The 21,033-nt window shown below is 70.4% G+C and carries 16 protein-coding genes and 1 pseudogene; 9 read left to right on the top strand and 8 right to left on the bottom strand.

Annotated elements, in window-relative coordinates; all coding sequences use genetic code 11:
• Positions 1-425: 425 nt before the first annotated feature.
• The 4 genes from ACWCRD_RS43015 to ACWCRD_RS43000 all read left to right on the top strand — a co-directional run bounded on the left by ACWCRD_RS43015 (position 426) and on the right by ACWCRD_RS43000 (position 6,470).
• Positions 426-2,657, top strand: a complete 2,232-nt coding sequence (locus tag ACWCRD_RS43015; RefSeq protein WP_450971122.1) for an alpha-L-fucosidase — start codon at positions 426-428, stop codon at positions 2,655-2,657.
• Positions 2,658-2,831: 174 nt separating this feature from the next.
• The gene (locus ACWCRD_RS43010; RefSeq protein WP_450971121.1) at positions 2,832-3,782 is read left to right on the top strand and encodes an expansin EXLX1 family cellulose-binding protein; all 951 of its coding nucleotides are present in this window, start codon (positions 2,832-2,834) and stop codon (positions 3,780-3,782) included.
• 291 nt (positions 3,783-4,073) lie between these two features.
• The gene (locus ACWCRD_RS43005) at positions 4,074-6,086 is read left to right on the top strand and encodes a non-reducing end alpha-L-arabinofuranosidase family hydrolase (RefSeq protein WP_450971120.1); all 2,013 of its coding nucleotides are present in this window, start codon (positions 4,074-4,076) and stop codon (positions 6,084-6,086) included.
• A 36-nt stretch (positions 6,087-6,122) separates the two neighbouring features.
• Complete coding sequence (locus ACWCRD_RS43000) at positions 6,123-6,470, top strand: AfsR/SARP family transcriptional regulator (protein WP_450971119.1); 348 nt, start codon at positions 6,123-6,125, stop codon at positions 6,468-6,470.
• Between the two features lie 11 nt (positions 6,471-6,481).
• Here ACWCRD_RS43000 and ACWCRD_RS42995 read toward each other — a convergent pair whose 3' ends face one another.
• The 5 genes from ACWCRD_RS42995 to ACWCRD_RS42975 form a co-directional block, all read right to left on the bottom strand.
• Positions 6,482-8,182, bottom strand: a complete 1,701-nt coding sequence (locus tag ACWCRD_RS42995; RefSeq protein ID WP_450971118.1) for a phosphoenolpyruvate--protein phosphotransferase — start codon at positions 8,180-8,182, stop codon at positions 6,482-6,484.
• Positions 8,179-8,841, bottom strand: coding sequence for a dihydroxyacetone kinase subunit DhaL (gene dhaL / locus ACWCRD_RS42990; protein WP_450971117.1), 663 nt, complete (start codon positions 8,839-8,841; stop codon positions 8,179-8,181). The genes ACWCRD_RS42995 and dhaL overlap by 4 nt, the downstream gene beginning before the upstream one ends.
• 141 nt (positions 8,842-8,982) lie before the next feature.
• Positions 8,983-9,981, bottom strand: a complete 999-nt coding sequence (gene dhaK / locus ACWCRD_RS42985) for a dihydroxyacetone kinase subunit DhaK (protein WP_450971116.1) — start codon at positions 9,979-9,981, stop codon at positions 8,983-8,985.
• Positions 9,978-10,748, bottom strand: a complete 771-nt coding sequence (locus tag ACWCRD_RS42980; protein WP_450971115.1) for an MIP/aquaporin family protein — start codon at positions 10,746-10,748, stop codon at positions 9,978-9,980. The genes dhaK and ACWCRD_RS42980 overlap by 4 nt, the downstream gene beginning before the upstream one ends.
• A 332-nt stretch (positions 10,749-11,080) precedes the next feature.
• A complete protein-coding gene (locus ACWCRD_RS42975; protein ID WP_450971114.1) occupies positions 11,081-11,860 on the bottom strand; it encodes an IclR family transcriptional regulator in 780 nt (259 codons plus the stop codon).
• A gap of 61 nt (positions 11,861-11,921) precedes the next feature.
• Here ACWCRD_RS42975 and dhaM point away from each other — a divergent pair, with 61 nt between their 5' ends.
• The 3 genes and pseudogenes from dhaM to ACWCRD_RS42960 form a co-directional block, all read left to right on the top strand.
• A complete protein-coding gene (gene dhaM / locus ACWCRD_RS42970) occupies positions 11,922-12,314 on the top strand; it encodes a dihydroxyacetone kinase phosphoryl donor subunit DhaM (RefSeq protein WP_450971113.1) in 393 nt (130 codons plus the stop codon).
• Complete coding sequence (locus ACWCRD_RS42965) at positions 12,298-12,597, top strand: HPr family phosphocarrier protein (protein ID WP_450971112.1); 300 nt, start codon at positions 12,298-12,300, stop codon at positions 12,595-12,597. Before dhaM ends, ACWCRD_RS42965 begins: the two co-directional genes overlap by 17 nt.
• A 60-nt stretch (positions 12,598-12,657) precedes the next feature.
• Positions 12,658-13,050: pseudogene (locus ACWCRD_RS42960) on the top strand (ATP-binding protein); the annotation flags it as partial.
• Positions 13,051-13,106: 56 nt separating this feature from the next.
• Here ACWCRD_RS42960 and ACWCRD_RS42955 read toward each other — a convergent pair.
• The 3 genes from ACWCRD_RS42955 to ACWCRD_RS42945 are packed head-to-tail and all read right to left on the bottom strand — an operon-like array spanning position 13,107 to position 18,981.
• Positions 13,107-16,097, bottom strand: coding sequence for a hypothetical protein (locus ACWCRD_RS42955; protein WP_450971111.1), 2,991 nt, complete (start codon positions 16,095-16,097; stop codon positions 13,107-13,109).
• A gap of 2 nt (positions 16,098-16,099) precedes the next feature.
• The gene (locus ACWCRD_RS42950) at positions 16,100-17,947 is read right to left on the bottom strand and encodes an HSP90 family protein (RefSeq protein WP_450971110.1); all 1,848 of its coding nucleotides are present in this window, start codon (positions 17,945-17,947) and stop codon (positions 16,100-16,102) included.
• Positions 17,948-17,994: 47 nt separating this feature from the next.
• Positions 17,995-18,981: a hypothetical protein gene (locus ACWCRD_RS42945; RefSeq protein ID WP_450971109.1), complete on the bottom strand. Its 987-nt coding sequence runs from the start codon at positions 18,979-18,981 to the stop codon at positions 17,995-17,997.
• A 266-nt stretch (positions 18,982-19,247) separates the two neighbouring features.
• Between ACWCRD_RS42945 and ACWCRD_RS42940 the strand changes: the two genes are divergently transcribed.
• Both ACWCRD_RS42940 and ACWCRD_RS42935 read left to right on the top strand, forming a co-directional pair.
• Positions 19,248-20,267 (top strand): helix-turn-helix domain-containing protein, encoded by a 1,020-nt coding sequence (locus ACWCRD_RS42940; protein ID WP_450971108.1) that lies wholly within the window; start codon positions 19,248-19,250, stop codon positions 20,265-20,267.
• Positions 20,268-20,389: 122 nt separating this feature from the next.
• Positions 20,390-20,842, top strand: a complete 453-nt coding sequence (locus tag ACWCRD_RS42935; protein ID WP_450971107.1) for a hypothetical protein — start codon at positions 20,390-20,392, stop codon at positions 20,840-20,842.
• The last annotated feature ends 191 nt before the right edge of the window (positions 20,843-21,033 follow it).

Here is a 21,033-nt window from a genome sequence, read left to right as displayed (position 1 = left end):
TCCTCGCGCTCGTCCCTGGGCGGGAGATGTTTCGCCTCGACGACATCTGCGTATCGCCGTGCGGTAGAGATGGGATGTTTATAGGCTCGACTCCGGCGAACTGTCCAGACCCTCGTCAATCTCGAAATGAAATACCAGGTCACAGTCGCCTCAAAGCTGCGATGGATGCCGCAGAGGCGGGAGATGCATCCCATCAATCCACAACACCGAGTCAGCCCGTTCGACACACGAGACCCACGACAGACATGCCATGTTTGCGTGATCGCATAACGTGTCAAATCTGCCAGAACTTGGTCAACTCGCCTGACCACACAGTGCTTTTCATCCCTGCACGCCGGTTGACATCCCAGGGAGACATGGCGGACCTTCATCCGTAACAAGCGGCCCGCTGCGTTCCCCTGTCCCCTTCTGAACCAGGGATGTCCATGTCCAGTTCGCTCAGCAGACGCCACTTCCTGGCCGGCGCCACCTGCGTGGCCGCTGCCGCCGTCGCCGGAGGTGTGTTCGGCGCCGGTACGGCCCAGGCGGCGCCCAGCACGTACACGCCAGACTGGAACTCGGTCGACCAGCACCCGCCGGCCCCTGAGTGGTTCCAGGACGCGAAGTTCGGGATCTACTTCCACTGGGGCGTCTTCAGCGTCCCCGCTTACGAAAGCGAGTGGTACCCGCGGAACATGTACAACGCGGGCAGCAACGCCAACCAGCACCACATCGCGACCTACGGCCAGCCGTCGGCATGGCCGTACCACAACTTCATCAACGGGGCGCAGGACCTGGCGGGCAACTTCGTGAAGTTCGCGCCGAAGCTGAAGTCGGCAGGCGGGAACTTCGACCCCAACGAGTGGGCGCAACTCTTCGTCGACGCGGGCGCCAGGTTCGCCGGCCCGGTCGCCGAGCACCATGACGGCTTCTCCATGTGGGACAGCCAGGTCAACGAGTGGAACTCGGTGAACAAGGGCCCGGGGCTCAACCTGCTTCAGCTCTTCTCCACGGCCATCCGCGCCAAGGGCCTCAAGCTGCTGGTCGCCATGCACCACGCGTACAACTTCAACGGCTACTACGAGTACGCCCCCGCCCAGACGGACCCGAGCCTGAAGAAGCTCTACGGACAGCTGGGCTCGGCCGCGGAGAACCAGCTCTGGTACGACAAGCTCAAGGAGGTCATCGACCGCGCCCAGCCCGACATCCTGTGGCAGGACTTCAAGCTGGACGCCATCGACGAGACCCAGCGCCTGAACTTCCTGTCGTACTACTACAACCAGGCCAACAGCTGGGGCCGTGAGGTCGTCGCCACCTACAAGGACGGCCTGAACAGCAAGGGCGAGGTCTTCGACTACGAGCGCGGCGGCCCGGCCGACATCACCACGCCGTACTGGCTGACCGACGACAGCATCTCCAGCTCCAGCTGGTGCTACACGCAGGGCATCGGCTACTACACCATTCAGCAGATGCTGCACTCGTTCATCGACCGGGTCAGCAAGAACGGCAACATGCTGCTGAACATCGCACCGATGGCCGACGGCACCATCCCGCAGGCGCAGAAGGACGTCCTGCTCGGTATCGGCGACCATCTGAAGCGCTTCGGTGAGTCGTTGTACGGGACCCGCGCCTGGGCGGTGTACGGCGAGGGTCCGACGAAGATGGGCGGCGGTTCGTTCACCACCCCGCATGCCGGTACGGCGCAGGACATCCGCTTCACCCGCAACAAGGCCGGCAACACCCTGTACGCCACCGTCCTGGGCTGGCCCGGCAGCTCGCTGACGATCAAGACGCTCAGCTCGGACCGCATCAACCTGTCGTCGCTGACCTCGGTGAAGCTCCTCGGCACCACCGCCGGCACCTACATCGACCTGCCCACGCCGGTCCAGAGCTCCTCCGGCCTCACGGTCACCCTGCCCTCCTCGGCGCCGTACAGTGCCAACGCCTACGTCCTGAAGCTGGCCTTCTCCGGTACGATCCCGGGCCTGCTGCCGGCCGCCGGCGCCGTCGCCTTCACGGACGTCAACTACACCGGCAGCTCGGCCGTGTTCGCCGTCGGCGACTACACCGCGGCCGATCTGACCGCGGCGGGACTGGGCACGGACACCATCTCCTCGCTGCGGCCCTCCCCCGGCTATCAGGTGACCGGCTACTCCGGGGACAGCTTCACCGGCACCTCCTGGACCTTCACCGCCGACAACCCCGATCTGCGGGTCACCGGCAACAACGACCAAATCACCTCGCTGAGGGTCCAGTTCAATCCGGCGACGTACTTCCGGATCACGAACGTCACGGACGGGCTCGCTCTGGACAGCGGCGGCAACGTGGCCTCCGGGTCCAACCTCAAGCAGTGGAGCTGGGACGGCAGTCCCAACCTCCAGTGGCAGGCGGTGGCGGTCGCGGACGGCTACTACAAGCTGGTCAACCGCACCAACGGCATGGTCGCCGACGGCTGGGGCGCCACCGCGGACGGCACCGCGGCCCGACAGGCCGCCTGGAACGGCGGCCCCAACCAGCAGTGGAAGATCACCAACCGGGGCGGCGGCAGCTACTCGATAGCCAACCGCACCACCGGCCTGGTCCTCGACGGCGGCGGCAACGTCCCCTCGGGCTCCGTCACCAAGCAGTGGACGTACGGCAGCAGTACGAACCTGCTGTGGACCTTCACGGCCCTCTGATCCTCGGGGCCTGCGAGCGGCTGCGGTGGCGTGCTTCTGGTGCGCTGCCGCAGTCGCCGTCCGGCCGGAAGACCGGAACCGCCGGCGACACGCCGAGAAAAAGGTCGGCAACCTTTTCGCGGCCGGCGGCAACCGATCAGTGCACCATCGGTTCCATCTTCCGAACGGACAGGTATGAAGACAGCGAGGCAGGCCGCGCGGGAGCGCAGGCGCAGACGCCGACTCCTGCTGGGCACCACATGGGCACTGGCCGCCGCGGGCGTTCTCGCCTACATGGTCATGGGGGTGTTCCCCGGCGGCGGGGCGAAGACAGGGGCTGCCGCGGGCACCGCCTCCGCCACCACCCAGGTGAGAGCCGCCGGCTCGGCGGAGGCGCGCGCCGGGGCCACGTCGGCGTCCCCGACCACGACCGGCACGTCGACGCCGAAGGCCGCGACCACGCCGTCAGCTCGTCCCTCGGCCAAGGACACGCCGCGCTCCGGGCGGACGGCGTCCACCACGGCAGCACCGGCGGGCCGGATCCGGCCCAACACCACCTACACAGGGGTCGCCACCGCATACGCGGCCGGTGACGGAAACGGCGCCTGTCTGTTCGGGCCCAGCGACGACCTCATGATCGCCGCGATGAACACCACCGACTACGAGACGTCCGGGGCGTGCGGTGCGTACGTGCTCGTCCACGCGGCCAACGGTGCCTCGGTCACCGTACGGATCACCAACGAATGCCCCCTGCCCTGCGCACCCGGGCAACTCGACCTCAGCCAGCAGGCCTTCGCCAAGCTCGCCGACCTCAAGGTCGGCCGGCTGCCGATCACCTGGCAGCTGGTCAGCCCCAGCGCAGTCGGCACGATGTCGATCAGGTACAAGACCGGGTCCAGCCCGTACTGGTGCGGCATCCAGGTGATCGGCCACCGGAACCCGGTGGCGCGGCTGGAGGTCCGCACCTCGGGCGGCTGGCGGCAGTTGCCGCGCACCGACTACAACTACTTCATTTCCGCCGACGGCGCCGGATGCGGCGGCTCGATCAGAGTCACGGACCTCTACGGGGAACAGCTGACCGTCAGCGGGATCGCCCTGCGGCCGGACGTCGTGCAACCGACCCAGGTCCAGTTCGCCCGGCACTGACCGCGCGGTCGCCCCAACTTTCGTTGGGCATTACGAAACCCAAGGCGCCCCGGACACCAGGCCGGCGATCGAGCACGTCAATCCTTCCGCCGAAGCGGCTTTCACATCCCGGCTGTCTACCGGGGTGAAGTCTTCGAATGTTTCGAGATGGACAACGAATCATGCGAGAGGGATTGACGCGCCTTGGCGCGTCCCTATCATCCGAGATGCTCAGCAAGTCGACCGATGTTCGAAATTCCGCACACAGATGGATTCTCTGGATGTCATGAACACTTCAATTGGAGGAGAAGCGTGAACCCACTGAAGCGGCTCGGCCGTCGTCGAGTCCCGGTCTTAGGCCTGCTCGCCGTGGCCGCCCTCGTGACACCCGGGACGGCGTCCGGCGCGCCCGGCCCCACGATCCAGGCAACGACACTGGGCGCCCAGGCGGCCCAGTCCGGACGGTACTTCGGAACCGCCGTGGCCGCCGGGCGGCTCGGCGACAGCACGTACGGCAGGATCCTGGACCGCGAGTTCAACGCGATCACGCCCGAGAACGAGATGAAGTGGGACACGACCGAGCCGTCCCGCGGCAACTTCAACTTCGGCCCCGGCGACCAGATCGTCAACCACGCCACGGCACACGGTCAGCGGATGCGCGGCCACACCCTGGTCTGGCACAACCAACTGCCCGGCTGGGTCGGCTCCATCAGGGACGCGAACACCCTGCGCAGCGTGATGAACAACCACATCACCACCGTCATGAACCACTACAAGGGCAAGATCTACGCCTGGGACGTGGTCAACGAGGCCTTCGCCGACGGCGGCAGCGGCCAGCACCGCTCCTCGGTGCTCCAGAACGTGCTGGGCGACGGCTTCATCGAGCAGGCCTTCCGCACCGCACGGTCGGCCGACCCGGCGGCCAAGCTCTGCTACAACGACTACAACATCGAGAACTGGTCGGACGCCAAGACCCAGGGCGTCTACCGCATGGTCCGCGACTTCAAGGCGCGCGGGGTGCCCATCGACTGCGTCGGGTTCCAGTCGCACTTCGGCACCGGCGGCCCTCCGGCCAGTTTCCAGACGACGCTGTCGAACTTCGCAGCCCTCGGTGTGGACGTCCAGATCACCGAGCTGGACATCGCGCAGGCCTCGTCGACGGCGTACGCGAACACCGTGCGGGCTTGCTTGAACGTGCCGCGCTGCAAGGGCATCACGGTGTGGGGCATCCGCGACAGCGACTCCTGGCGCAGCGGGGACAACCCCCTGCTGTTCGACCGCAACGGCAACAAGAAGCCGGCGTACAACGCGACGCTGTCGGCGCTGGGCGGCACGCCCGCCGCCACCCGCAGCGCTGCCGGCGCCGCCGCCCTGCCCGGCCGTTACTCGTGGAGCTCCAGCGGCCCGCTGATCGCACCCAAACCGGACGCCACGCACAACGTCGCCGGGATCAAGGATCCGACGGTCGTCTACTACAACGGCAAGTACCACGTGTTCGCCAGCGTGGCCAGTTCCTCCGGGTACAGCCTGGTGTACCTGACCTTCAGTGACTGGTCCCAGGCCGGCTCGGCCACGCACCACTACCTGGACCGCACCGCCATCGGCACCGGATACCGGGCCGCGCCCCAGGTGTTCTACTACGCGCCGCAACGCCTGTGGTACCTCGTCTACCAGACCGGCAACGCCTCGTACTCCACCAACTCCGACATCAGCAATCCCAACGGGTGGAGCGCGCCGCGCAACTTCTACCCGTCGATGCCGGACGTCATCCGGCAGAACATCGGAGGCGGCAACTGGGTCGACATGTGGGTGATCTGCGACAGCGCCAACTGCTATCTGTTCTCCTCCGACGACAACGGGCACCTCTACCGCTCGCAGACGACCGTCGGCCAGTTCCCGAACGGTTTCACCAACACCGTGATCGCGGCCCGGGACTCCAACAAGTACGCCCTGTTCGAAGCGAGCAACGTGTACAAGGTGCAGGGCAGCAACCAGTACCTCCTCCTCGTCGAGGCCATCGGCTCGGACGGCCGGCGCTACTTCCGCTCCTGGACCGCGAGCAGCCTCGCCGGCTCGTGGTCAGCGCTGGCCGCGTCCGAGAGCAATCCGTTCGCCCGGGCGAGCAATGTGACGTTCCCCGCCAGTGCCTGGAGTCGGGACATCAGTCACGGCGAGATGATCCGCGCGGGCTACGACCAGACGCTCACGATCCCGGCCTGCAAGCTGCAGTACCTGTACCAGGGCAAGGACCCCAACGCCGGCGGTGACTACAACAGCCTTCCGTGGCGGCTGGGCCTGCTCACCCAGACCAATTCCACCTGCTGACCCTGTGGGCCCCGCCACTCGTGCGGGCCCCTCTGCGTGGGCACATCCCAGACACTGTTGCTGCTTGTGCCGGCACGGGGCGGTGTGGTCACCTGCGACCGGCTGGTCGACGCCATGTGGGGCGAGGAGCCGCCGCCGAGCGCGGTCGGCGCCCTGCGGGCATACGTCTCGCGACTGCGGCGGGAGCTGGATCCCGCCCGCACGACCGGTTCCCGCAGCAGCGTCCTCGTACTCCCGCACCTGCATCTCCGGTCACGTGTGCAGGGTCCCGCCGGGATCGGCCGGAGCGCGCTGCCGGCGGAGGCGACCCGGCTGGGCCAAGAGCCGGGCGTACGGGTACACGGTGCGCACGCTTTTTCGCCCACCCGCCCGCGTGAACCCTAGGACGTCGTACGTCAGCCTTCTTCCCAGGGCAGGGACCGCCCGCAGCACTGCTCGACGAGTCGCCAGACCTCTTCGGGGGTCTCGAGGGTGAGGGCGACGGCGGCCAGGGAGGCGCAGGTGTCGTGTCGGAGTCGGCGGATGCGGGACCGGACCTCGTCGAGTGCGGCGGGGCCGACCGAGAGGCTGTCGCAGCCGAGGCCGATGAGAAGGGGGGTCACCAGGGGGTGTGCGGCAGCGTCGCCGCAGACGGAGACCTTGCGGTCATGGCGGTGGGCGGCGGTGACGACGCGGGAGATGGCGTCGAGTACGGCGGGGTGTGCCGCCATGGCGGGGGTGGCGGCGGGGTCGCGCCGGTCCAGGCCCAGGATCTGGCAGGTGAGGTCGTTGCTGCCGATGGAGAAGAAGGCCGCTTCGCGGGCGAGGGCGTCGGCCGCGGCGACCGCTTCGGGCAGTTCCACCATGATGCCCAGGTGCGGCACCGGGACGCCTGCTTCGGTGGCCGCGGCATCGAGGAGGCGTCGGCAGGCGCGCAGTTCGTCGACGTTCGCGACCATGGGGATCATGATGCGCAGATCGGTGTCGGCTCCGGCGCCGAGCAGGCTGCGGAACTGGTCGGCGAATGCGTCCGGTTGGGCGAGCATCAGGGGCAGACCGCGCCCGAGCCGACCGTCCTCGCGGCTTGCGGCGAGGAACGGCGGCAGCTTGTCGTCGGCGAAGTCGAGCGTGCGCGCCGTGACGACCTGCCCGGCGAGAGCGCGCAGGACGGGGACGAGGGTCGCCGCGTGCTGAGCGCGGGTGGGCCAGGCGCGATGGTTGAGGAAGGGCAGCTCGGTGCGGAGCAGGCCGACACCTTCGGCGCCCGTGGCCAGGGCCGCGCGGGCCTCGGCCGGGGTGGCCACGTTGGCCCGCAGCACGATGGGGTGACCGTCGAGTGTCTCGGCGGGCAGGTCACGTTCTTCGGCGAGGGCGAGCCTGCGGGTCCGGGCGGCCTCCATCGCCCGTAGGGCCCTGGTGCGTTCCTCGTCGTCGGGGTGGGCGACGGCACTGCCCTGGCCGGCGTCGAGCAGGATCTCCTGCCCGTCCGGCAGTTCGAGCAGCCGCGGGTCCACGGCCAGGAGGAAGGGAATGCCCAGCGAGCGGGCGACGATGGCGGCATGCGAGTTCGGGCCGCCGGTCACGGAGATGGCGGCGGTCACCGTCCGGCCGGGTTCCAGCAGGTCGGCGGCGCCGATCTCCTGGGCGACCAGAACCAGGGGCTGGTCCGGGGCGGGGCCCGTGTCGCCGTGGAGGTGCGCGAGGACGCGACGGCCGACCTGGCGGACGTCCGCGGCGCGTTCGGCGAGGGTGGGGTCGTCCAGGGCGGCGATGGTTGCGGCGTAGGCGTCGATGGCCTGGCGGACGGCGACGGGTCCCGGCTCGCCGTCGTTCGCCCTCTTGACGGCCTGGTCGCGCAGGTCCTGGTCCTGGGCGATGTAGCTGTTGACCTCCATGATGTCGGCCTGTTCGTCCTTGCCCTGTGCGCGCAGCGAGGCGGACAGGTCGAGCAGGCGGGCGGCGACGGCGTCGAAGGCGTCCGTGATCTGTTGCGTGGGATTGCCGCCGGCACGGTGGGGCAACGCCGTTCTCGTGAAGGGCCGGTCGGTGCGGTGGACGACGCCGAGGGCTGTGCCGGGTGCGGCGACCTGTCCGGTGAAGGTGCGGCGGTCGGTCACCGGGCCCCCAGCGACTCGGCGCGGGAGCCCAGCGTCTCGGCGAGGGCGCGGAAGACCAGGGCGGTGGAGGTGGCCCCCGGGTCCTGGTGGCCGATGCTGCGGGCACCGAGGTAGGAGGCGCGGCCCTTGCGGGCCTGCATCGGAGTGGTGGCGCGCATGCCCTGTTCGGCGGCGTCGGCAGCAGCCCTGGCAGCCGTGCCCACGTCGGCTCCCAGGTCCGTCTGTTGCTGGAAGGCGGCCAGGGCGGGGGCGTAGGCGTCGATCATGGTTTTGTCGCCGGGTGCGGCGGCTCCGAGCTTTTCGATGCTCGCGAGGCCGGCGGCCAGGGCGGTGGCGAACTGCTGCGGGTCGGCGGTGGGGGTGTCCAAGGTCTTGCCGATGGCGCGGAAGGCGCCGCCGTAGAGCGGTCCGGAGGCGCCGCCGACGGTGGAGATGAGGGTGGTGCCGGTCTTGACCAGTACGGCCCCCACGGTGTCCGGCTCGTAGTCGGCCAGGGCCGTGACGGCGGCGGAGAAGCCGCGGTGCATGTTGGTGCCGTGGTCGGCGTCGCCGATGGCCGAGTCGAGTTGGGTGAGGTGGTCCTTGTGCTGGTCCACGGCGGCTGCGATGGCCTGCACCCAGGTGCGGGCGAGGTCGGTGTCCACGGAGTCTCCGTTCATGGTCGGTACGGGGTGGGTGGGTGGGTGGTGTGGTGAGCCGGGGGCGGGGGCGACTGCGCGCGGGGTGCGGTCCGGACGGGCCGGCCGCGGGAAGGCACCTGCCCGGCCCGCGCGAGTGGCGCGCCCCGCCCCCGGCTCGGTTCAGATGCCCCAGCGCAGCGCCGGGGTGTTCACGGGTGCGTCCCACAGGGACAGCATGTCGGCATCGGCCTTGCACACGGTGAGGGAAACACCCGCCATGTCCAGGCTGGTCACGTAGTTGCCGACGAGGTTGCGCGCGATGACCACGCCCTTGTCCGCGAGTGCGGCGGCAACCTCGTTGAAGACCACGTACAACTCGATGAGCGGGGTGCCGCCGAGACCGTTGACCATGACGATGGTCTCGTCACCCGCGTCGAGGGGCTGGTCGCCGAGGATGGCGTCCAGCGCGGTGGCCACGATCTCCTTGGCCGGGCGGAGCTTCTCGCGGCGCCGTCCGGGTTCACCGTGGATGCCGACGCCGACCTCCATCTCGTCCTCGGGCAGATCGAAGCCGGGCTTGCCGGAGGCGGGCGTGGTGCACGCGGTCAGCGCCACGGCGAAGGACCGGGAGGAGGCGTTGACCCGCTTGGCCATCTCGGCGACGGCGGTGAGGTCGGCGCCCTGCTCGGCGAGTGCCCCGGCGATCTTCTCGACGAACACGGTGGCCCCGGTGCCCCGGCGGCCGGCCGTATAGGTGGAGTCCTGGACGGCGACGTCGTCGTCCACCAGCACGGTCTCCACGGTGATGCCTTCCTCGACGGCGAGTTCGGCGGCCATCTGGAAGTTGAGGACGTCGCCCGTGTAGTTCTTCACGACGAACACCACGCCCGCGCCTCCGTCGACGGCCTGGGCCGCGGTGAGCATCTGGCCGGGCACCGGCGAGGTGAACACCTCACCGGCGCAGGCCGCGTCCAGCATGCCCCGTCCCACGAAGCCGCCGTGCAGGGGTTCGTGCCCGGATCCGCCGCCGGAGACGAGGGCGACCTTGCCCGGCTTGGTGCCCTCGGTGCGGGCGATCACCTTGTTCTCCGCGTCGACCTTCAGTGCGGGGTGCGCGGCGGCGATCCCGGACAGTGCGTCGGCCAGTACCGCTTCTGGGGCGTTGATCAGCTTCTTCATGACAGGGCTCCTTCAGCGGCCGCGACGGGCTCGGGGGTCGACTCGGGGATGGTGGGGATGCCTCGGCGGGCGTTCAGGGCGACGTAGAGGAAACCGGCGGCGACTGCTCCCACGACCTCGGCGATCAAGTAGACGGGCAGCTGGTTCCAGTGGACGGTGCCGTTGAACACCTGGCCGACCAGCATGGGGCCGATGGTGCGGGCGGGGTTGATGGACGCGCTGGTGGCGGGTGCGACCACCATGATGATGGCGAACACGGCCAGGCCGATGGCGAGTCCGGCGAAGCCGCCGGCCGAGCGGCGGTCGATGGCGCCGAAGACGACGAAGGCGAGGATGGCCGTGCCGACGGCTTCGGCGAAGAAGGCCTGGCCGGCGCTGACTTGAGGCCCGTAGGAGGCGATGCCCAGACCGACGGTCACGGCCTTGTGGCCGAGCACCCCGATGATCGCGAGGGCGCCCAGTACGGCGCCCGCGACCTGGGCGGCTATGTAACCGGGGACGTCCCGCCAGGGCATCTTCCCCGTCGCGGCGAGCGCGAGGGTGATGGCCGGGTTGATCTGGCAGCCGGAGATGTGGCCGATCGCGTAGATCATCGCGATGACGACCGTGGCGAACGCCAGCGAGATCATGCCCAGGTCGGCGAAGGTGAACGGGGCCGTGCCGTTGACGATGAGGGTTGCGGGAACCGAGCCGACGCCGATGAACACCAGCATCGCGGTGCCCAGGACCTCGGCCAGAAGCTTCTGTGGGTAGGTGTTTTCTTCCATGAAAGGCGCCCAGCGCCGAGCGGCGGCTTGGGCGTCTCACCTCCTCCGCGGGGAGCGGGCTGTGAAGGGAGGTGGCCGCCAGGTGGTCAGGGTCGGGTCGACCTGGCGGCCGCTCAGGGGAAGCCGGATGGCTTTGAGCCTCCGACTGCAGCTTGTTCACCATGGATGAACGTTGTTCCGGAAATTAAGCCCACGTTTCCGGCCTGTCAAGAGGTTCGACAGTCCCCGCGTTCCGTTGACGACCAAGCCGATACGAAGAAGGCCCGCACGGCGGAGCGCCGAGGGGCCTGGGCCAAACGGGAAAGGGCGGCAGCCACCGGCCGCCGCGCAGGTCAGCTCAACGTGCTGCGCGCGGCGGCCCCGCGAGGCGCGCCCAGGTCGCGGGAGAGGTTGCGGGCGGTCTCCCGTACGGCGACCGCAAGCTCCTGACGTGCCGATTCGGCCAGAATCCGCTCGACGGGGCCGACGATGCCGAGAGAGCCGACCACCTCGCCGGAGCGGTCGAAGACGGGAGAGGCGATACCGGCGTCCCCGATGGCGGACTCCTGGTCCTCGATCGCATAGCCCGTCCTGAGAACCTCCTTCAGCTGCCCGGCCAGCTCCTCCGGGGCCGTGATGCTGGCACCGGTGAGCACCGCCGGCTCACCCGCGAGCAGCCGCTCCCGCTCGCCTGCCGGGAGGAAGGCCACGATCGCCTTGCCCAGGGCGCATGTGCTCCACGGGATGCTGGCGCCCACCTCGAGGATCTGCACAGCACCCTCGGGCCGGAAGGCATGGTGCACCACCAGGACGTGGTCGCCGGTGAGCACCGCCACCCAGACCGCCTCGTTCGTCCGGTTGGCGAGCTGGTCCGCCCAGGTCAGCGAGCGGGTCCGCAGCTCCTGGGTGTCCAGGTAGGCGTTGCCCAGCTGCACCAGGTGCGGGCCCAGCTGGTACTTCGAGCTGTCCCGGTCCTGCACCACAAGACCCTCGGCCTCCAGCGTGCGCAGCAGCGCGTGCACGGTCGGCTTGGCCACGCCCAGGCGGTCGGCCAGCTCGGTCACTCCGAGCCGCGGACCGGTGGACGCGAGCTCCCGCAGAATCTGCACCGCCCGCTGCACCGCCTGAACCATCGAAAACTTCTCCCTCGTTCACTATTGATGAACAGCGTTCCGACATTTACGGTACTTGTTCATGAGCGCATCTGTCGGCATCGTACTCGTGTCCCACAGCGCCGAGCTCGCCGCGGGCCTTCGCCTGCTGGTGGAGCAGATCGGCTCCGACTCCGTCCCCCTCGCCACGGCCGGCGGCACCGACGACGGCCGGATCGGCACCAGCTATGACCTCGTCCTCGACGCCATCCGCAGCGTCGACCGCGGTCAGGGTGTCGTCGTCCTGCCCGACCTCGGCAGCTCCGTGCTGACCGCCCGCACCGTCCTGGAAGACGATCCCCGCCCCGACGTGCTGATCGTCGACGCGCCCTTCGTCGAAGGAGCCGTCGCAGCCGTCGTCACCGCCGCATCCGGCGCCGACCTGAAGACCGTCGCCGACGCCGCCAAGGAGGCCCGCCATGTCCACAAGCTCTGAGTCCACCACCACGACCGCGACGACCCCGTCCAGGCACGAGGCGGCCGTGGTCCTGCCCGCCAATCTCCATGCCCGTCCCGCGGGTCGACTCGCCCGGGCCGCGGCCACCTTCGCCAGTGCCGTACGGCTGGAGTACGGCGACCGGACGGTCGATCCGACCGGCGTGCTCGCCGTCATGGGCCTGGGGGCCACCCTCGGAACCACCGTGACCGTCCGCGCCGAGGGCACCGACGCCGAACAGGCCGTCACGACCTTGGTCCAGATCCTCGCCACCGCCGAGTGACCCGAACGCCACCGGCGGCACGAACCTACTGCCACCCGTCAACACGACAAGCAGAGACCAGTGGAGGCGACCGAGGTGAGCACCCCCGCCACGCACACTCCTGACGCCGAGACAGAACCGCCCTCGCGGATCGAGGACCTCCGGGTGCCGCACATCCCCGAGGCCGTTTCCGTCGTACGCCGACGGGCACGCACCGTTCTCGCCCGATGGCTGGTGCCCCCGTCGACGGCGGACAACGCCCTCCTGGTGATCTCGGAGTTGACCACCAACGCGATCGTCCATGCGCGCCCACCGGCAGTGCTGCGGCTGTCCATGCCGGAGGACAGCGCGTGCGGCGGGCTCCGTATCGAGGTCACCGACGCGGGGCCGGTACGTCGACGACGGGCCTCGCGCCCCGGCCCTCACCTCGCCGAACACCACGAAAACGGCCGCGGGACGGGCATCGTCGCAGCCCTCTCCACCCGGCAGGGAATCTCCATTGCTGATCGGTCACGGAATCGCCGCACGGCTCAACCGGGCCTGACCTCCTCGTCGCGCAGCCGGCCCGCCAGGGACGTCAGCGGCTCGGTCTCCTCCGTGTGGCCCAGTGCGGTCAGGCGGGAGATCGCCGCGTCGAGGCGGGTGAGGGCGGGGGCGGGGCGTTCCAGGTAGAGGCCTTCGACGGCAGCCGCTAGGCGGATGCACTCGGCCCACTCGCCGGCGCGGTCGTCGTCCGTTCCCGGTTCGCCGAGCAGCGCCAGGGCCTTGTCCAGGGCGGCCAGGGCGTCCTCGTACTCGCCGGCGTAAGCGTTGACCCTTCCGTGTTCGTAGGCCAGGGCGGTGTCCAGGGAACGGCCGTGGGCCTCGTGTCCGGCGGTGCGGGCCTCGTCGGCGATCCGGCCGGCGTCGACGAGGAAGGCGCGGGCGTCGGCCAGGCCGTCAGGGCCCTGCTGCTGGGCCTGGAGGCGGGCGAGTTCGCGCAGGCAGTTGCTGAGCTGCTCGTAACGCGGGGCCCGGGAGTGGGCGGCGAGTGCCTGGTCCGCGGCTTCGCGGGCCCGGCCGAACTCACCGGCTTCACCCAGGAGCACTGCCGTCTCGGCGGCGATCATGGCATGGCTTCCCGGGTCGTCGTCCCAGCCGGCCGACTCGGCCGCGAGGGCGACGAACTCCGCCGTGGCGGCCTTGAGGTCCTCCCCGTCGTGCAGCGCGCGGGCCCGGGTCAGGCGCAGTTGGGCGACGAGCCGGTCGTCCACCTCTCCGGCGGCGATGTCCGGTTCGGCCAGCAGGGAGTCGAGCAGGGCGATGCAGTCCTCCACGCGGCCCAGGTCGAGGCTGAGCCGGGCCGCGTTGCTGTAGGCGCAGTACGCGTCCGTGCGGCTGCCGTGGCGCAGGTCCAGCTCCGCGGAGCGCGTCAGGTGCCGCAAGGCCTCGTCGGGGCGGCCCAGGCGCATACAGGCCTCGGCCAGATCACCGTGGAGGCGGGTGGTGTCGACGGCGTCGGCCGGCCAGTCGGCGGCCAGTCGCAGCCCCTCGCTGAGGTCCGCGTGGGCTGCCTCGGCGTCCCTCAGGCCGAGCTGGAGGCGGCCGCGCAGGCCGAGCGTGCGGGGCAGGTGCCAGGCGGGGCCGTGTGCCTTCAGCCGGTCCAGGAGGGCGTCGACCTCGGTGACCGCGGCGGGCAGGTCGCCGGAGATGGCGTACGTGCTGGCCCGCAGTTGCAGGGCGCCGGAGATCTGCCCCACGATGTCGTGCCGGGTGGCGAAGGCGTGCAGCAGGTCCACCTCGGCGAGCACCGGTGCGATGTGCTCGTCGCTGCGTGACGTCTGCAGGCGCAGGGCGAGCGCGGTGGCCCGCAGTCGCAGCAGGCGGGCCTCCTGGAACGGGGCCAGGCCGGGCGTCTCCTCGTGCAGACGGACCATGGACGCGTGGGCGGCGGTCAGCGCGGCGGCCTTCGCCTTGGCTTCGTCGACGGCCTCCCCAGCCGCGTCCGCCTCGGCTCCGTCGGCGTCCGTGGCGCTGTCCGCGGGGATCTCCGCGGTGGCCAGCAGAGCGCAGGCGCGGGCCAACGCCGCCTCTCCCGGCTGTCCTACGGCGTCGTACAGGGTCGCGGCCTCCTCGTGGAGTTCGGCGGCCGCGGCGAACTCGTCCTTGTTGCCCGCCCGGTTCGCCTCGTCGGCCAGCAGGTCTGCGCGCAGCCGTACGAGCGGGCCCACGGCCGGGTCTTCGGGGTGGGTGTAGTCGCGGGCGGCGACGAGTGTGCGCAGCCGCGCCCAGCAGGCCTGTGCGTCCGGGTGTCCCTGCTCGTCCAACGTCCTTGCCCGGACGATGAGTTCGGGCAGCGAGTCGGGAACGGCGGCGGCCGTACGGGCGGCGGGCGCGGCGACCGGGGCGTCCGGGGCGACGTCGTCGAGGCTGCGGGGACGCAGGGTCAGTTCCAGTGCGTCCAGGAGCGGCGCACGGTCGAGGCGGGCCAGGCGGCGGTCGGTGTGGGCCGTGGTGCCGTTGCGGGCGTCGAAGCGGGCGGCGAGGTCGTCGGCGCGGCCGCGCACCTCGGCGCGCAGGCCGGCCACCGTCCAGGTGCGGCCCGCGTAGCCGGCGGCGGGCTGTTCTCCGTGGCCGAGGAGCTCGACGCGCTGGAGGAGGACCTCCACGCCGGTGAGGAAGCCGAGCTGGTCCAGCGGCGAGTCGACCTCGTCGAACAGGCTGCGGTTCTCTGCGAGCAGTTCCAGACCACGTGCCTCGTTGCCGGTGAGCGCACAGAACTCCAGGTGCCTGGCGACCTCCTGGGCCATGGAGGGGTTGCGCCGGCAGCCGCGGTAGCCGGCGAGGTGCAGTGCGCGGGCCTGGTCGGTGCGTCCGGTGCGCAGCAGGGGCAGCAGTGCGTACGAGATGGAACGGGCCGGCTCCTCCTGGCAGGATTCCTTCCCGGCCAGGACGGGCTCCCAGGTGCGCAGGGCCCGCTCGTCGTCACCAGCTTCGAGGTGGTACAGCGCGCGCTCGCAGATCTCGCAGGCCTCGCAGTCGCTGAGCCTGGTGCGGGTGCGGCCCGCCCACAGCTCGTAGGCGAGCGCGGTGTCCTCGCCCACGTGGGCGGCGAGCTGGTAGGCCTGTCCGTAGTAGGGCTGCAGGCCGAGGTCGGCCTTCTCGTACCGGTCGCGCATCTCCGTCAGCCACTGGCGCAGGCTGGCCAGCGGTACCTCGGGCAGCTGAAGCAGGGCGTGGGCCACCCACTTGAACCGCCAGAACAGCTGGTGGCGCGTGCGGTCGTCGAAGACGTCGGGCTGCTCGTCGAAGAGGGTGAGCAGCCGGGCGAAGACGACGGGTGACTTACGGGGTTCGGCGCCGTAGGTGTACGCCTCCTGGAGTTCGAGCAGTGCGTGGACCAGCGGGAGGGGTTCCGCGAACTGCTCGGCGGCGTCGACGAGTTCCTCGGCGGTGACGGTGCGGGTGCGGCCGTAGGGGCGCCGGTCGTTCTCCTGGAGCGCCTGGTACAGCTCGTCGGTGTTCTGGGGTGCGGTCGGCATCGTCAGCTGTCCTTGCGGAGGGCGTGGGCGAGAAGGTCGAGGAAGGAGCGGTTGATGAGGCTCGACTCGGCGGGCCTGAGCGGGCGCCTCGACAGCATCGCGGCCTGCCCGTAGAGGGCTTCGGCACTGGTGCGGGCCAGTTCGGGCTCGTCGATGGCGACAGCGGTGCGCACCAGTGGATTGAGCTGGTTGAGGATCAGCTGGGCGCGCGGGGCCTCCTGGCGCAGGGCGCCGAGGATGTCGCCCCAGATGCCGCCCTGCTGCTCGCGGGCGAGCTGGGAGCGGGTGCGCTCGTGCCGGGCCTCGCGGCTGTCGAGGAGGAGGGCGGGGGCGGAGGCGGGCTGGAAGGTGCGCAGCGCCACGTCGCAGTCGAAGACGGCGAGGGCGTCGCGGGCCTGGGCGAGGTAGGCCGCGGCGGCCAGTTCCGTCTCCCGGTCGACGGGGTCGAGATGGGCGGTCAGGGTCGCCGGGTCGAGGTCGTCGACGCTGACCTCGGGCCTGATCTCAGGCAGCCGGTGGACCAGTTCACGGTCGTAGGTGTAGCCGCCGTTGACGACGCCGAGCCCGGCGGCCGAGGCGATCGCCGCGACCTGCCGGAACTCCTCCACGCTGGATGTCACGAGCACGGTGCGGTGGCTGCGCGCGAACTCGTCCAGCGTGGCGTGTCCGTCGGTGGTCTCGAACGGCAGCCAGAGCAGCAGCATCCGCAGGATCTCGTCGTCGTGCACTGCGAGCGACTTCACGGCCAGGTGGTGGACCTGCAGGAAGCGGCCGAGCAGGTCCGGGTCGCTCGCGGCGGCGCGGGCGATCCAGGCGCGCAGCCGCTCGGCGAGGGCGTCTCGGACCGCGGCGAGGGTGTCGTCCTCGTACAGGGACTCGCGGGATGCCGTCGGGCGCAGGCTCTCGGCATCGACGACACAGCGGACGAAGAACGCCCACTCGGGCAGGATCTCCTCGGCCTGCTCGGACAGCAGCATGCCCTTGACGTGCACGCGGTGGCCGTGGCGGCGTCCGGCGGGCACCGCCTCGGGCAGGATGCATGCGATGCCCTTGAGGCCCACGGCCGGCAGGTCCAGCTCGATGGTGTCCAGCGGCTTGAACCCGAAGACCTCCTCGCCGTACGCGGCCAGCGCACGCGAGCGGGCTCCCGGTGTGGGGTGGGTACGCGACCAGGGTGCGGGCTCGGGGTTGACGGGTGCGCCCGGGCCGCCCGTGCCGTCGTCGAAGGTCACCGGGTGGCGCAGCAGCGAGCCGAAGTGCCGGGCCAGCGCGTGTACTTGGGCCGGGGCGGTCCACTCGCCCGCGTCGGCGCGCGGCGTCAGGGTGACGGTGGTGCCGGGCCGGGGACGGGCCGCGGCGGGCAGGGTGCGGACGGTGTAGCTGCCGTCGCCGCGCCCCCGCCACTCCACGGCGGGCGCGTCGGGGGTGCGGGCCGAGCGGCTCAGGACATGGATCTCGTCCGCGACCAGGAAGCAGGAGAGCAGGCCGATGCCGAACTGGCCGATGAAATCAGCGCGTTGCTCGGCGATCCGATCGGCGCGCTTGCTGCTGCGGCCGATGGTGGCCAGGAAGGTGTGCACATCGGCCTCGGTGAGACCGACGCCGTCGTCCTCGACGCGTACCACGGAGCCGTCGGCGTACAGGCGGATGCCGAAGGCGTCGGTGGGGGCGCCCGGTGCGAGGCCGTGTCGCGCGGTCAGCGCGTCCACCGCGTTCTGCAGGAGTTCACGCAGGTAGACGCGTGGGCTGGAGTAGAGGTGGTGGGAAAGGAGGTCGACAAGGCCGCGCAGATCCACCTGGAAGGTGCGGTCGGTGCCGGCCGGGTCGACGGTGGTGTCGGGCAGAGTCATCAGGCAGTCCGGGGTGTGGTGAGCGACGGGCAGCGGGCGGGTGGGGTTCAGGCGTTGCGCCGGGCGCGGGCGTACATCTCTTCCGGCTTCGCCATGTACTTCCAGGGCCACGGGGTGTAGGCGCCGTCCAGGTCGCGGAAGACGCGCGGCAGCGCGATGCGCTCGGAGGCCAGCGACAGGGCCATGGCGAAGATGTTGAAGTCCTCCTGCCAGCCCGGGCGTCGCTCGTAGCCGGGATGCAGGATGCTGTGCTCGGCCGCCTCCAGCAGCTCGTCCTGGATCTCCGGAGTGACGAGGCAGTTCTTGTCGTCGGACTCGACCCAGTCCTCGATGTGCGCCATCGCGATGACACACCCGATGCGATGGCCCTCGGGCGCGCCGGCGAACGCCTCACGGGCGAACGCCAGGGCCTCACCCGCTTCGCCGCTCCACCGGGGCTGGAGCTGTGAGACCCACTCGATGTGGGTCTCCAGGTCCGACGGGTCGCGGCGCAGGGCGGCGTCGAGCCGGGTCTCGTTGACGGCGCGGCCCAGTGACATGCCGCGGCCGGAGGTGAGCAGGCGGCGCCATGGCGTGAGCCATTCGGGCCGCAACTCGGCGGCCTCCAGCAGCTGTTCCTCGGCGATGTGCAGCCGCTCGTAGAAGACCCGCCACTGCTCCTGGCTCACGTTCACGGCACGGGCGGAGGTGCGCGCCTCCCAGCCCCAGGTGATGTGGCGCGCTCCGGATATCAGCAGGGCCGTCGCCCGGTGCTCCTTGTCCTGCTCGACGGCCCGGCCGATCCAGTCCTGCACGCCGTCCAAGTCGGCCAGCTCGCCCAGTACTTGGTGGTCGCGGCCGAGGTCGAAGGGGGCCAGCGCCGCCTTGACCGCCTCCCAGTCAGCCGTCTTCGCGGCCTCCAGCAGGGCCAGCACCCGCGTGTCCCCCAGCGCGTGCAGCGTGTACATCCCGTTCTTCGGCCGGCGCGGAACGGGAAGGGCGTGCGGATCCGCCACCGGTCTCTCCGCACCCCTGCCGAACAGCCTCCCCAACATGCCGTACCCTCCCCTGGTCCCCGCGTGATCGTCCGGTGCAGCATAAACGGCCCCACTGACACCGCTTCCACAGGGTTTTCACGGGCACTTCACGGTGCGAGGCGGCGTGCTCGGCGCTGGGCAGCCTACGGCGGCATCCAGCCGATCTCCCCGGGCGGTCTGTCTCAACGCCGCAACCAGGCACCGAGCTTGTCAGTCGTCCCCCATGATGACGCTCAGCGCTCTTCGCCCTCGGCCAACCCCCCACTGTCCGCGAATGAGGCCGCATGCTCCGTATCCATTTCACCACCCAGGACTTACAGAACATCCGAATCTCACGTCGGCCCGATCCCCTGTGGGAACTCGTCTGCGCCACCTGCCGGTTGGTCACACACCAGGGGCCGCTCGAGTTCGGGTCATGGCGTCGCTCCGTCCGCGAACGGCTCGCCACGGACCCGGTGGCCGGCCGTGCCCTGCACACGCTGCAGACCCTCGTCCCGCCCGTCGGCTACATCCCCGACTTCCTCACCCCGACCGTCCTTGAAGGCGGTCTGCCCGCGGCACTGCAGGAGATTCAGGCCACTCCTCCCGGCCGGCTGCGGCACGAGCTGGGCAGGCTCGCTGCCGCGCGGCCCCTGCCCGGGTGGGCCACGACACTCGGCCGCCCCGGAGACCGCGGCCTGCGATCCCTGGCGAAGGCCCTGGAGATCTCCGCCACGACACTGCTCGAACCGCGCTGGGCCCACGCCCGCAGAGCCATCCGTGACGAGGTCGACCTGCGTTCTCGTGTCCTCCTCGACGGCGGCGTCCTGGCCCTGCTGGAGAGCCTGCGACCGCTCGCCCGGTGGCGGGCACCCGTCCTGGAAGTGGACTATCCCACCCACCGCGACCTCCATCTGGAGGGCCGCGGGCTGCTTCTGCTCCCGTCCTACTTCTGCTGGCGCAGGCCCACCGCCCTGGCCGATCCCACCCTCGGGCCGGTCCTGGTCTACCCGGTCACCGCACGGCCGCTCGACTCGATCACCCTCAACGACAACGGACTCGACCGTCTACTGGGCCGCACCAGGGCCTCGGTCCTCACCGAGGTGGCCCGTGGCGGCCCCCGGACCACCTCCGAAGTGGCGACGGCCGTCGGCATCGCCCTGGCCAGCGCCAGCTACCAGCTCGCCGTCCTCCGGGACGGAGGGCTGGTGGCAAGCAGACGGGAGGGGCAGTACGTACGGCACTCGGTGACGCTCATGGGCCACCGGCTCCTGGACGGGGACGGAGGACAATTGCAGCAGACGGGTCAGACGAACCGCCCATGATTCGACCACCTTCGAAATGCTTCCCGCCCGCCCGGCGCACGGGCGAACATCCTGGGCGGGGCGTGGCCGCGAAGCACCGCGGCGACCGCGCACACCGCACCACTCGACCCACCGGGGGAATCATGAAACTGCTCCGCAATCACCGCACCCGTCGCGCCGCAACCGCGGGTGTCACCCTTCTGCTGGCGGGCGTCCTCGGGACCGTCGGAGCCACCGCCTCCGACGCCCGGACCGCGGCACCCCGGACCCAGCAGATCGCCTCGTCCGTGCTCGGCAGCGACTACAAGATCACGCTCACCGCGCTGCGCTCGACTCAGGACGAGTACGCCGCCTCGGTGCGGCTGCAGGTCTACACGCAGGACAGCGGCAAGTGGAAGGAGTCCGACCGGGTCACGGTGGGCAAGGTCGACGGGTGGTTCTGGTACCCACTGACCGGCAGCCACGCCGTCTGCGAGTTCTCGACCGCGAGCACGGAGCCCGCGCCCCTCGCCGTCAGCCTGATGATCACCCCGTCCATCGGCTGCTCCGGGCCGGCGCACTACGTCGTCAAGCAGGGCAAGGTCTACGCCGGCTGAACCGTTCCGGCTCCGCCACCGCCACGATGTCACCTACTTACGGGACCTCAACAACCACTGGTGGTGCCGGAACAAGCCGGGGATCCGTGTCGAGTGGGCCGGGCAGACCGTCGGCTACCTCAAGTCCGACACCAACTGGTTCACGTGTCGATACAAGGGTGATCCCACGGGCGGCGGCGGTCCGCACCCCA

The sequence above is a fragment of the Streptomyces sp. NPDC002092 genome, from assembly GCF_053593775.1.
The sequence above is the reverse complement of the archived record's forward strand: the minus strand, read 5'-3'. Positions and strand labels throughout refer to the sequence as shown.